The organism is Erythrobacter sp. JK5, assembly GCF_018205975.1.
In the GTDB taxonomy this organism is placed as follows: domain Bacteria; phylum Pseudomonadota; class Alphaproteobacteria; order Sphingomonadales; family Sphingomonadaceae; genus Erythrobacter.
On record NZ_CP073577.1, the window covers coordinates 331,243 to 343,653 of the forward strand.

10 protein-coding genes are annotated in these 12,411 nt (G+C 58.6%); 9 read left to right on the plus strand and 1 reads right to left on the minus strand.

The window, feature by feature from the left end; genetic code table 11:
* The first annotated feature begins 458 nt into the window (after nt 1-458).
* The 6 genes from KDC96_RS01560 (at nt 459) to KDC96_RS01585 (ending at nt 4,568) form a co-directional block, all read left to right on the plus strand.
* Nucleotides 459-707 carry a hypothetical protein gene (locus tag KDC96_RS01560; RefSeq protein ID WP_212450109.1) on the plus strand — a complete coding sequence of 83 codons (249 nt, stop codon included), beginning with the start codon at nt 459-461 and terminating at the stop codon, nt 705-707.
* Between the two features lie 528 nt (nt 708-1,235).
* Nucleotides 1,236-1,988, plus strand: coding sequence for a hypothetical protein (locus tag KDC96_RS01565; protein WP_212450111.1), 753 nt, complete (start codon nt 1,236-1,238; stop codon nt 1,986-1,988).
* 58 nt (nt 1,989-2,046) lie between these two features.
* Nucleotides 2,047-2,238 (plus strand): hypothetical protein, encoded by a 192-nt coding sequence (locus KDC96_RS01570; protein WP_212450113.1) that lies wholly within the window; start codon nt 2,047-2,049, stop codon nt 2,236-2,238.
* 136 nt (nt 2,239-2,374) lie between these two features.
* A complete protein-coding gene (locus KDC96_RS01575) occupies nt 2,375-2,899 on the plus strand; it encodes a hypothetical protein (RefSeq protein WP_212450114.1) in 525 nt (174 codons plus the stop codon).
* Nucleotides 2,900-3,278: 379 nt separating this feature from the next.
* Nucleotides 3,279-3,740: a hypothetical protein gene (locus KDC96_RS01580; RefSeq protein ID WP_212450116.1), complete on the plus strand. Its 462-nt coding sequence runs from the start codon at nt 3,279-3,281 to the stop codon at nt 3,738-3,740.
* A 351-nt stretch (nt 3,741-4,091) separates the two neighbouring features.
* Nucleotides 4,092-4,568 (plus strand): hypothetical protein, encoded by a 477-nt coding sequence (locus KDC96_RS01585; RefSeq protein ID WP_212450118.1) that lies wholly within the window; start codon nt 4,092-4,094, stop codon nt 4,566-4,568.
* A gap of 245 nt (nt 4,569-4,813) precedes the next feature.
* Here KDC96_RS01585 and KDC96_RS01590 read toward each other — a convergent pair whose 3' ends face one another.
* Entirely contained in the window at nt 4,814-7,858 is a 3,045-nt protein-coding gene (locus tag KDC96_RS01590; protein ID WP_212450119.1) for a TonB-dependent receptor, read from the minus strand.
* A gap of 284 nt (nt 7,859-8,142) precedes the next feature.
* Here KDC96_RS01590 and KDC96_RS16530 point away from each other — a divergent pair, with 284 nt between their 5' ends.
* From KDC96_RS16530 to KDC96_RS01600, 3 genes are all read left to right on the plus strand, one after another.
* Entirely contained in the window at nt 8,143-8,265 is a 123-nt protein-coding gene (locus tag KDC96_RS16530) for a hypothetical protein (RefSeq protein WP_256439026.1), read from the plus strand.
* Between the two features lie 69 nt (nt 8,266-8,334).
* On the plus strand, nt 8,335-11,556 hold the full coding sequence (locus KDC96_RS01595; RefSeq protein ID WP_212450120.1) for a TonB-dependent receptor: 3,222 nt from the start codon (nt 8,335-8,337) through the stop codon (nt 11,554-11,556).
* Between the two features lie 58 nt (nt 11,557-11,614).
* On the plus strand, nt 11,615-12,355 hold the full coding sequence (locus KDC96_RS01600) for a FadR/GntR family transcriptional regulator (protein ID WP_212450121.1): 741 nt from the start codon (nt 11,615-11,617) through the stop codon (nt 12,353-12,355).
* Nucleotides 12,356-12,411 lie beyond the last annotated feature (56 nt).

Here is a 12,411-nt window from a genome sequence, read left to right on the forward strand (position 1 = left end):
ACGAGCATATTCCCGTAGAAGCTGCGGTCGCTGAGATAATGGCTGAGGCCCACGTTACACGAGCCAAGGCGTATGAGGCTCTCAAGAGGGTTAGGAGCCATCCGAGCGCCGTTTGGAGCGCTGTGCGACGAACAGTCCCTCGTTCTAACGACAATTAGGGGACCGGGATTTCCTAGTGCTGACTGCACGCCACGCGTAGTTCTTGGCGTGCCACGGCATTCGCTGCGGTGCGTTATCGGCGCTATCCGGTGGAAAGGGAAGGGCAGTGCAAGAGGCCCCATCAGAACTACTTACCGTTGGCGACTTTTGCGGTCGTTATCGAATTGGAAAAACGAGCCTGTATCGCGAGGCGGCAGCTGGTCGCATCAAGCTTCGCAAATTCGGCACTGCCACACGCATTGCCATCGAAGATGCGGAAGCATGGGCGGCAAGCCTTCCCATTGTCGAGGGAGGTGCAAATGGCACCGCCTAAAAAGAATGGGGGCGGTGCGGTAACACCAACCCCCAATGCCATCGCTCTCATCGCAACAGCAATATCGCACTACCTCGCAAGCCAGTCGCAAAGCAAGGTGAATGAGCAATCGCTCGAAGTCCCTCGCTCGCTGGTCGAGTTTGCAATCGAAGCGGCAATCGATTGGCTGGATCTGATCGATCAACAGGCGGCGCAATCCGCAAGGCTGGCAGAAGTGCCTGAGAATGCCCTGTGAGCGCGTTTGACGACAAGCGGGCGCTCGGACGCCTCAGAACCTCCTATCGCGACTCAGAGGGCCGCATTTGGCGCTACAGGGGCAAGCGGGCGCGCGTGCTCGACATGCTGGCCGCAGAGCCAGGAGGGGTGACGCAACACGATTGCTACCCTTGGCATACGCGGCTGGGCGCATCGATCCACGCAATGCGCGATGATGGGCTGGCAATCTCGACTGAGCTTGAGGGACCGTATCGCCACGCACGCTATCGATTGGCGGTGAGGCTGGTCCGTGTTGATGCACCGGGCGAGCACCGAGCGGCAGGCTTGAAAAACAATCATCGGAAATCAAGCAGCCAGCCGAACGATTAGCGCAATCGCGCAATCGCCAAGCACCGTTTCTTAGCGGTGAATAACGGGCTTTGGGGGCTGTCAGGAATTGGCGGTCCCCGCCCGAAATCGACCAATCTTGAAACTTCGACAGGGGCTGCGCTGGCTCGCCTGATAATACAGGCGGAAAACAGGCATGCGCGCCCGATTGGCATGCATCATGCAACATAATAGTTACGGGCCAAGTCAGCCGAGCAAGGCACTATCAGACAAGGCAAAAGACCAGCCGAGCACCGAATTTTCCGACACCGTAAAAGAGGAAGCGGGCAAAGACTTTTTGCGCATTCCACGCGGGTGCGCGAGAAGGAATAAACGGAGCAGTACGCGCGCGCGAGGGCATGGCGGGGCGCGCAACTTCAAGAACCGGGTAAGCACGGCACTGAAGCAAGAGCACGCGGAAGGCATCTTGAGAGCGATTGCCGTTGCCGAGCTTAGGGGAATGCCGCTCAATCGATTTTGGACCGTGAATTATGAATGGGCCGGGATCGATGATTGCGACGGGACAGCATTTATCGGGAAGCTCCTCGAATTATGCCACAAGTACGCGCGCGCGCGAGGCGGGGTATTCGCTGCGGTCTGGGTCAGGGAGATTGGGAGCAAGAACGGCGCGCACGTTCACATAGCGCTGCACTTTCCGTTCGGCTGGAAACTGAGCGGGCACCTGATACGCAAGTGGATCAAGCAAGCGGGTGGCCAATACTCCCGCAAGGTGAGCAAGATGGACGCGATTGGGGGGAGCCTGATTTGCGCGACAACCAACCCCATTTTGTATTGGGCAAATATGGAGACGGTCGCGAGCTACATGGTGAAGGGCAGCGCGGGCTCTGTTGCCAATGAATTGGGACTAAGCCTGCGCAAATGGGGCGGTCGCGTTATTGGGAAAAGGTGGGGGCGGACGCAGAACCTTGGGTGAATGGCCGTCTGCCTGTAACAGAGAACGGAACGTACTTAAGCAAGCGAGCTGCTTCCCAATGACACGAGATGAAGAGATTTGGGCAATGGCGCTCTGGGTGGAGAAGCACCATGGCAGCGATGGCTGGCTCTTCATTGCACAGAAGCAGGATCGACTTTTTGCTGAGGGAGAATTTGACGGAGTTAAGCTCTGGCAAGACGTCGGATCAAAGTTTGAAAAGCTCCAGAAGAAACCGAAGCAATGCTCGTAGGAAGGGCTGCCATTGCGCAAGACATTCGGCAAATACCAATCAGCCTTCGAAATGTCGCTCAGATACAATCAGGCGAGCTATTTAGTCGTTACCGCGCACGGCGCGGCAATTCTGCCGAGAACAGGGGTCTACCAAAATGAAGAAGCTTGGAAGCGTCGTGCTGGCGACGCTATTGGCGACTGCCAGCGGCGGTTGCGCAACTGTGCTGAATGGCACCAATGTTGATTATTCGACTGACACTCGCCCGGATGGAGCGCGAGCAGTTTTCACATCTGGCCAAGAATGCATCACGCCTTGCGAACTTGAGATGAAGCGCAAGAATGACCAGCGCGTCGATTTGTTTGCCGAAGGCTACAAGCCAACTTATGTCTTGATCCAGTCCAAGCTAGGCGGGTCTACGTTTGGCAACATTCTAGCTGGTGGCGGTATTGGCGCAGTCGTTGACGGAACGAACGGTGCAAGCAACCGCCTTTATCCGCGCCCGTTGATCGTGCAGCTTGCCGCGGAAGGAACTGACGACGAAGCGGTCCTGCTCGACAAGGATGGAAACGTCACCATGACGGTCAAAGAGCATAACGACAGCGTACGCGTTGATGTTGCCAAGACCATTGGGGCCGAGCTTGCTGGCCTTGAAGAGCCTCCAATGGTTGGCACCGAATAGGACTGCATCAACAGTAATAAGTTTCAAGGAGGGGGTAGCTGTCGCTGCCCCCTTTTTTGGTGGGAACGTTGGGTGGCTGACGATGTTGGCGAACCACATGAGTGACGGCAGCGCGAACGCGGTTGCGGATGAGCTTGGACCAAACCTTCGAAAGCGGGGCGGGCGGGTTATCGGAAAGCGATGGGGGCGGACGCAGAACCTTGGGCAAGTGTGAGTCGCAAGGAACAAGGCATGGTCAGATTGGGCGCAATGGAATTTGACTCAATCGCCTTCTTGGGAGCAATTACCGTGCTAGGAACCTTTTGTGCGATAAACGCTTTTTTCACCGGTGTTGACTTAAATGGCAACAATTCTAAATCTTGTTGCGAGTCGCGAACTCGTGAAGGTCGATGCTGACCTTGACGAGGATGAACTGGAAGAAAGGCTGATTTTTTTCGTTAAAGGCGTGGATTCACAATGCGCCAAACTGATTGAGAGCATGGAGTCGCAATGGGACATTGAATTAAGTCCTGCGGAGCAGCTTGATGAATTGGTCTATCATTTTGCCACTGGAGGCGTGCTGGATTGCCCTCGTCAATTTCACGTCCTGAGCCATAAGCGCGACGGTATCTGGGAATTGAAGACTCCTGACCTACGCCTGTTCGGTTTTTTTGCGCGGAAGGATATTTTCATCTGTACCGACGTGGCCGATGCAAACGCGGTCAAGGAAGGTTGTCTTTACGCGGGTTACTGTGAGCAAGCGTGGTTCAAGAGGGAGCGCCTTGATCTAGATGATCCTAAGTTTGTCGGCGGAGTAGAGCCTAAGAATGTCGTATCAAATTGCCATACCCAAGAATCGTAAGGTTGCCGCCCGCTTTGTTGGCAAGGTGCGGAGGCAGCTCCAGGAGATGCTCGCGAATGAGCCTGAAATCTCGCGGTCGCAGATTGCGGATGCAATTGGAGTCCATCGCTCAGTTGTTACAAGGCAACTCAATGGTAAGTCGGACTTGTGCCTCGGTAGAGTAGCCGAAATCGCTTGGGCTGCTGGCTATCGAGCTGACTTTGATCTTTCCAAAGTTGAGGGGACGGATGGAGACAATAAGCACGAAGTGTGTGCCCCAGCTAAGTCCTTTACGACCTATACATTCAGCTCTGCTGCCGGTGAGACAGCCGAAGTTGAATTGGACGGAGCTGGCGTTTTGGTCGAGGCTCAATGACCAGTCCTGATATAATATCGCTTTCCATGTTCTGTGAGCATGCACGGAGCGAGCGTGGCGGGGTGGCATCCCTAATCGGGGTTATGCCAGACAGAATTAACTTAAAGGCGGCGGCGCCGAAGGACAAAGTCAGCGACGCCGATTACAAACCAGCCTTGCCAAATTTGGCCGTGTACACTCGCAGCCGAATCCCGCTCGATAGAGAGCTAAGGAAGGGCGTCGTCATTCAAATGCTCTCTCCGAGTGGAGAGGAAGTCTTTAGTCACCAATTTGACGACGAGTTTGTCGCGAACTCTTTTGATGCCGCGCGGTCTGACGGCAAGGAGTATCTGATACTGATAAGCCAGTTCGGCTTGCAAAACTTCCCGGTGATTGATGAGGGGCCATTCACTGTTTGGGTCGAATACGGTGGTGAGCGTTTCTTTTCAGGCCGCTTGCACATCAGCTTAAGTACAGAAGATTCTGAGGGCTGATCGACTGCACTGCTTCATTCTAAGGCTTTACAGTAGCAAAATCGAAAAGTTTCTCATGTGGGATAAAGTGTGGGGTAAAAAACATAGAGATACGTGAAAATTCCTAAAAATTAGGTCTCTATCTCAAGCAATTGGCAGACTCCCTCTCCGCCATTCATTGCCACAAATGACGAAGGCGCCGCCGGGGTTTCCGGCGGCGCCTCGCAATGGTCTCCGGTCCGCAGACGGGCCGGGTGGGTTTCTCGTCAGAAGCTTACCGATGCGCCGAACACGAGACGACGGTCCGGAAGGCCCTGGAAGCAGAACAGCGCCCCTTCGTTCACGCAGGACTGCGTGATGTCCGACTTGGTGAGGTTGACGCCTTCGACGCCGATGTTGAACCAGTCCGTAACGTCGTACGAGACGCTCGCATTCAGCTGGCCGCGCGACTCTGTCACCACCGGGAAGCCGAAGGTGCTGTTGAGCGATGCGCCGCCGGCGGTGTCGAGCGTCCGGAACGCGTCACGCCAGGTATAGCGCGCGCGTGCCGAGAGGCCGTACTTCTCGTAGAACAACGTGACGTTGTAGGAGTGCTGCGAGAAGTCGAGCAGGCCCTGAACCGCGGTCACCGGCACGAAATTGGCATCGTTGTAGATGCCGTTGATCGCGTTGAAGACATCGGTCCCGCGTGACGCCGAGGTGTTGGTTGCCTGGCCGCCGCCGAAATCCTGGTAGGTGTAGTTCGCCAGGATGCCGAAGCCCGATGCGAAGCCCAGCGCGTCCTCGTACCGCGACAGATCGTACTGGAACGCGACCTCGACCCCGGTCTGCGTCGTGCTGGCCGGATCGTTGATGGTCGTGAGCAGATCGACGCAGATCCCGTTGCCGGGAATGTCGGACGAAATATTGCGGTCCGCGACCGGGTTGAAGATGCCGCCGCCTTCGCACGGAGGCACGATATCCCCAAAGCCGTTGCCGTCACGGAACGCTTCTTCGAGCTGGGCGACGAACAGGTTCGTGCGGTCCTTGTGGAAGAACGCCACGCTGATCAGCGCCGATGGTGCAAAGTACCAGTCGAGCGAAACGTCGTAGGATTGCACGGTTTCCGGCGCCAGGTTCGGGTTTCCGATCCCGACCGAAGCCTGCGAACTGGTACCGAACACGATCGAGGTCGACAGGGTGTTGAAGTCCGGCCGGTTGATATCCTCGGTGTAGCTGGCGCGCAGGATCAGGTCATCGGTCAGATTTGCGGCCAGGTTCACACGCGGCAGCCACTGGGTGTAACCGCCCTTCGTGGTGGTCTGTTCGATCGCGTTGCCGGACACCGCGTTGCCGATCGAAGTGATCTGCGTGTCGACGAAGCGCACGCCGACATTGCCGCGCACCGGACCGAATTCGAAATGCGCCTGTCCATAGGCCGCAAGGGTCTTTTCCTCGATGTCGTAAAAGCCAAGCGCGCTCGGCGTGAGACCAGCGATCGTCCGCATGCCCGGGACGGTCTGCAAGGCGGCCTGCAGGATCGCAAGCGTACCGGCCTGATCGTTGAACGCACGGTTGGGGTCGACGACGAGGAAATCGCCGAAGAACAACTCGCGTCCGTCACCATCGCCGTAATTGTTGGGGCCAGGCACGAGCAGCTCGGCAAAAGCCGTGCCGCGCGGGCTGTCCCTGAGCGAGCTAAGGCCGAGATTCGACCCGATCTCCTGGAATTCGCTCTTGCGGACGTTGTAGCGCCAACCCGCATCGAGCGAAGTAAGGAAGCTCGGAAGTCCGCTGCCTTCGTAAGACAGGTCGAGGCGGATGGCATCTTCCGAGTTCTTTGTCTCGTCGGCGCCGACGTTGATCGCATCGAGCACAACGTTGGCCGGATCGAGCAGCTGCTGGACGGTCGGGGCGAACGGCGACGAGGAGTCGATGCCGAACGCCAGCCCGTCGCGCAGATCGTAACGGAAAGGCACCGCGTTGTCGTTGCCTCCGCCTGCATCGAGCGGCGTGTTGGGGTTGATGAAGTTCAGCGTGGTGCTGAGTTCGGGATTGACGGTATCCGCCTTGGTTGTCGACCCTTCGAGCCGCACGGACATGCCCCCGAGCTCCCATTCGACACCGGCGCGATAGAGCTGGCTTTCGGTCAGACGCGCGCCCGTGTCGCTGGAAAAGCGCAGGTTCGGATCGTCGTCGTCGATCGCGAGGAAGGGCTGGATCGTGCCCGTCAGAGCGGCCTGGATCGAACCGAGCTGGACGCCGTCGAGTGTGCCGAAATCGACCGTTTCGAAGGATTCGGGCACGTTGTAGTTCAACACGGCGCTGACGCCCGAACCCTGAACGCGCGAGCTGTCCTGCCGCCGTTCCTGATCGTTGTAGAAGGCGTCGAAATACAGTTTCAGATTGTCGCTCGGTGCCCATTCGACCGAACCGGCAAAGTTGATCGTCTCGTATTCAAAATTCTCGAGCTCCTGGTTGAGGAACTGGATGCCGAGGAAGTCGAAATCCTGTGCAGCCGGGCGCCGCGTGACCTGGTTTTCCACGTTGCCGTTGCGGATGACCTGCGCGTTTCTGTTCTCTACCAGCCCGCCGTCGCGATCGACACGCGGGCGGAACGAAGTCGCTTCCTGCTTGGTGAAGCTGCCGGCCAGCACGATGCCGAATTCGCCCGCACCGGTCGACCAGTTGTCGCCGAAGCTGGCGGCGATACGCGGCGTCACGCTGTCTGACAGCTCGCTGTATTCGCCCTGTACCCGGATGCTTGCTACCCGGTCGACGATGTCGAGCGGGCGAATGGTCCTGAGATTGATCGTGCCGCCGACCGAACCTTCGATCGTGCTGGCTTCGGGTGCCTTGATGACTTCGACCGAAGCGATGATCGCCGCGTTCACGTCTTCGAAGTTGATCCCGCCGCGACCGCGACCCGAGGCGACGGTGCCGACGCCGTTGATTTCGGTGCGGTTGTCGTTGGTGCCGCGGATCTGCACTCCGGTGCCGACGCCGGCGGTACGGGTAATCTGAACGCCGGGAATGTTTTCGAGCACCTCGGCCAGGTTCTGGTCGGGCAGCTTGCCGATGTCTTCCGCCTGGATGACTTCGATCAGGCTGTCGGCGTTGCGCTCTTCGTTGAGCGCGCTGCGCAATGCGCTGCGGATGCCGGTAACGACGATCTGGTTTTCCTCGCCGTCCGACGCGACCGTGGCGTCTTCGTCAGCGTCCTGCGCCCAGGCTGCCCCTGGGGCAAAGGCAATGGCCGAGCCGGTCAGCAGGCCTGCAACAATTCGTGACTTCCTCGACGACGCCCATGCGCCTGAGTTCCGGTACCCCATGACATTCTCCCATCATGTTTATTCTTGTGCAATTTGGCCGGAACATATCTTCAAGCCGAATCGAGTCAAACGGATAAGTAGCCCGATCTCCGCCATGTGTCATACCAATTGGTATGGATAAATATTTAACCACATGAAAAAGCGACTGAAAATGGCGAAACAGGATTGTTGCCATTGTGCACAACTGCCTGCGAAAACGTGCGATTCAGTCTGAAACGCGGCCATCGCGCCACACTTTTTGGGGTCCGGGCGCAGGGAAAACCGACAAGGCTGGCGGCTCGACGATGGAAGTCTTTACCGGAGATTTCGGCCTTTTCCACGCCAGAGTCCGCGGCGCGAGCGGCTGGAACGGCAAGGAAAACAGTGCGTTGAAAATTGGACTGGCATTAGCTTGGAAAATGGTATGACAGAATGGTTGACTTGGAGGTAGGAGGCTCTATCCCTGACGGCATAACAAACTGAGGGGAGAGAGAACCATGGCAACCGGAGCATCGCGCATCGGCGGTTTTTCGCGCGTTTCGATTTCGGCAGCATTGCTCGCGGGGACGGCTCTTGCCGCAACGCCGCTGGCTGCGCAGGACGAGCAGGACGACGAGGATACCCAGGTTTCGGAGGGTCAGGGCGATATCGTCGTGACCGGAATTCGCGCGACGATCCAGGGCTCGATCAACGAGAAGCGCAACTCGACCGAGGTGTTCGACGCGCTTTCCGCAAGCGAGATCGGTGATCTCCCCGCGCTTTCGATCGGTGAGGCGCTTGAAACCCTGACCGGTGCCGGTTCGCACCGCGAGCAGGGCGGCGCGACCGAGATTTCGATCCGCGGGCTCGGCCCGTTTCTGAGTTCGACGGTGATCAACGGTCGCCGGGCGACCAACGGGAGCGGGGATCGCTCGGTCAATTTCAGCCAGTTCCCGTCGGAGCTGTTCAGCAAAGTCGGCATCTACAAGACTCAGGCCGCGAGCTATATCGAAGGCGGCGTGGCGGGCCAGATCGTGCTCGAGACGGTCAAGCCGCTCGACTACGGCAAGCGCCGGATCCAGGGCGAGATCAAGGCAAGCATCAATCCCGACAACCTCGATATCGATTCCGATCAGCGGTTCCAGGATATCGGGTACCGCGGCACCTTGAGCTATGTCGATCAGTTCGCAGTCGGGGATGGCGAGCTCGGTATCTCGGTCGGCTATCAACGCAACGAGACGACCAATCCCGAGCAGGAAGCGAACGTATCGAATACGATCCGCGCCTGCGTTCTCGACCCCAGCACGACCAGCGACGGGGTATTCGACGATGGCAATTGCGACACCAGCGGCAGCACCATCGCGGGCTTGCGCGACGGCAGCGTGAATCTGCCGTTCGTGATCGCGCGCAACAGCTATTCGTTCCGTTCGAACATCACCGACGACACGCGCGACGCGATCTTCGCCGCGATCCAGTACAAGCCGAGTCCGGACGTCAATATAAATGCCGACTTCCAGTATTCGTCGCGGCTGTTCCGCGAGCAGCGCAGCGATCTGAATTTCGCAGAAGGCCGCAGGATCGACGGGCCGGGCGATCCCAACAAGATCGAAGGGTTCGATCTCCTGTTCACGGAAAGCGGCGCGTTGCGGCAGTTTACCAACGAACAGCGCATCGAAGCCGTGAGCGAATATCTCGAGCGCGACGAGGAATATTGGGGCGGTGGGCTTTCCCTCGATTTCAAGCCAACCGATCGACTGACGGTTTCGCTCGACGCCTCTTATTCGCAAACCCAGCGAATCGAAGAAGCGGTGCAGGTCCGTTTCCGGACCGAAGATGGCGAGAGCATCGAGGGCAACACCGACGCCAACGGCAATCCGTTCTTTCCCGAAGCGTTTGAAAGCGATCAGACCCCCAATGCGGGGCGGACCAACGGTACCGACGATCGGGTCGAAACCGCAGTGTTGATCCGCCAGAACGGGTCGCAGGGGCTCAACTTCTTCACCCAGAATTTCGACGTCACCGATCACGGCCTGTTCGCCAACGATCCGCGCGTGCGCGCCGATCTGGAACAAGACCGCTTCAACAGCATCTGGGCGATGCGCGGCGACTTCGAGTACGAGCTGGACGGGTTCTTCACATCGGTCCAGGCGGGGACCCGGTATCAGGAGCTGATCTATCGCGATGTCCCGGGCGCATCGAACGGCACCAGCCGCCAGGAAATCAACTACAACGACACCGATGGCACCGGCGCCCTCGCCGTGGCCAATCGGGAGTGTCGCACGAGCTTTCCGGAAACCGGCTTCCTGGCTTCGGTGTCCGGCGGCAATCCGCTGATCACAAATGTCGATCTCAACGGCAACGTGCTCGGCACTTCGAACACCTTCGCGACGTTCGACGCGCGTTGCATCGTGCGGGTGCTGGAGCGCGAAGATCCGTCTGGCCTTGAGTTCGATGCTGATGGCAACATCATCTTCCCGACCGGCGATTTCGATTCGATCCAGAACACCGATGTGACCGAGCGCAGCTGGGCCGGTTTCCTCCAGGGCAATTTCGATACCGAATTCGGCAACCTGCCGGTGCGGGGCAATGTCGGCCTCAGGGTCGTCAACACCTCAATCCGGTCGCGTGGTTTCCGGACCACGCTCAACATCGAGGTCGAAGATGTCGACGAGGACGGTGTGGCCGGGTTCGCGCTGGTGGAAGACCCCACGCGGCTGACCGTTCGCAACTCGCTTGCGTCCTACACGGCGGTCTTGCCGAGCCTGAACCTCGTGGCCGAATTCCAGCCCGATCTGCTCGGTCGGTTCGCGGTTTATCGGGCGCTGTCGCGTCCCGACCCGTCCGAGCTGGGTGACGGCCGGATCATCAACATCAACGACGAGGATGAATTCGCGACGCCGCAGGAAGCGCTGATTGGCGGCGTGAACAATGTTTCGGCGACCGGCAATCCGGCGACCGATCCGCTGTTGTCGTGGAACGTCGATGCCGGGCTGGAATGGTATCCCAACAAGGATACGATCCTGGCGTTCAACGCGTATTACAAGAGCTTCAACGGCGGGTTCGAAACGGTCGGCGTGTTCGAGACGTTCACAATCGAAGATGCCAGCGCCGATCTGCTGGTGACCTCGATCGATACCACCAACGAAACCAGTACGATCTACGGGATCGAGATCACTGCGGCGCACCGCTTCAGTTATCTCCCGTTCCCGCTTGACGGTCTGGGCTTCAAGGTCAGCTACAACTACGCCAATTCCGATTTCGAATTCGAAGACGATACGCTGGGTGCGATCACGACCGTCAACGCCGACGGCTCGACCAGCACCAGCAACGGGCTGATCCCGCCTTCGAACCTGTTCGGTTTCTCCGAACACGTGCTTTCGGCGCAGGCCTATTACGAAATCGGACCGTTCGATTTCCAGGGCGTGTACAAGTATCGCAGCGAGTACTTCCAGCAATTCGTCGCCACCCCGGGCCGCATCCGATACGTCGACGATGTCGGCGTGTTCGAGGCGCGGGTGTCGTTCGAACTCAACGACAACGTTCGGCTGACGGCGGAAGGGATCAACCTGTTCAACGAACCGCGCACGAACTTCCGCGGCGCTCCCGATGATTTCGCCGCAATCCAGGTTTATGGGCCGCGCTACTTTGTGGGGCACGGGTCAGGTTCTGACCCGAGCACGACTGCCGTCGTGGATGGGGTCTGCGGCGGCAGTCGATCGCTGTGGTTGACAGGAAGGTAGCGTAGGCAGGTAAAGATCGGATACAGGGGTAAGCAACAACGGTAATCAAGGGTCTGGGATGAGCGGTAAACGACTATTCCAATCGGTGGCGGAACAGATCACCGACCTCATAGATTCGGGCGCATTCCCGCCCGGCACCCGGCTGCCCGGCGAGCGCGAACTGGCCGAACGCCTGGGGGTCAGCCGGGTCACGATCCGTGAAGCCGAAATCGCTCTGCAGGCGATCGGGCGGCTCGAGATCAAGACCGGCTCGGGGGTCTATGTCAGCGAAGAGGCCCCTCCGAGCAGCGCCGCGCTGCCCGAAGCCAGCGCATTCGAAGTTACCGAGGCGCGGCTGCTGGTCGAATCCGAATCCGCTGCGCTCGCCGCCTATCATATTTCCGACGAGCAAATCGCCATACTCGCCGAACTGGTCGAGCAGATGGGCACCGATGACGAGGAACGCGCCAACCAGGCGGACGAGGAATTCCACCGCACGATCGCGGAAGCGACCAACAATGCAGCGATCCTCCACAGCATCAAGTCGCTGTGGCGCATGCGCGAAGAGATCGCCGGAGTGAAAGGCACCTACGATGCGGTTTGCGTGCACGATCCGAAGTCCCGGATCGAGGAGCATCGCACCATCTTCGAAGCCCTGAAGTCGCGGGATCCGGCGGCCGCGCGCGTGGCGATGCGCAAGCATTTCACACGCTTGCTCGAGACGATGCTGGAAACGACCGAGCGGATGGCTCTCGAAGAGGTGCAGCAGCAGGCTTCGCAGAGCCGGAAGCGCTTCCTCACCGCCGCCAAGATTGGTTAGGCCAAGTGGCGTTACAATAATTACCACCTCTACATGCCAGATTGATTGACAGTGCA

What these genes read in the sequence shown, in the direction of transcription:
- KDC96_RS01585 (WP_212450118.1), top strand. Translation starts at nt 4,092, where the DNA reads ATGACCAGTCCTGATATAATATCGCTTTCCATGTTCTGTGAGCATGCA.
- KDC96_RS01565 (WP_212450111.1), top strand. Translation starts at nt 1,236, where the DNA reads ATGCAACATAATAGTTACGGGCCAAGTCAGCCGAGCAAGGCACTATCA.
- KDC96_RS01595 (WP_212450120.1), top strand. Translation starts at nt 8,335, where the DNA reads ATGGCAACCGGAGCATCGCGCATCGGCGGTTTTTCGCGCGTTTCGATT.
- KDC96_RS01560 (WP_212450109.1), top strand. Translation starts at nt 459, where the DNA reads ATGGCACCGCCTAAAAAGAATGGGGGCGGTGCGGTAACACCAACCCCC.
- KDC96_RS01590 (WP_212450119.1), bottom strand. Translation starts at nt 7,858, where the DNA reads ATGGGGTACCGGAACTCAGGCGCATGGGCGTCGTCGAGGAAGTCACGA.
- KDC96_RS01575 (WP_212450114.1), top strand. Translation starts at nt 2,375, where the DNA reads ATGAAGAAGCTTGGAAGCGTCGTGCTGGCGACGCTATTGGCGACTGCC.
- KDC96_RS01570 (WP_212450113.1), top strand. Translation starts at nt 2,047, where the DNA reads ATGACACGAGATGAAGAGATTTGGGCAATGGCGCTCTGGGTGGAGAAG.
- KDC96_RS01600 (WP_212450121.1), top strand. Translation starts at nt 11,615, where the DNA reads ATGAGCGGTAAACGACTATTCCAATCGGTGGCGGAACAGATCACCGAC.
- KDC96_RS16530 (WP_256439026.1), top strand. Translation starts at nt 8,143, where the DNA reads ATGGAAGTCTTTACCGGAGATTTCGGCCTTTTCCACGCCAGAGTCCGC.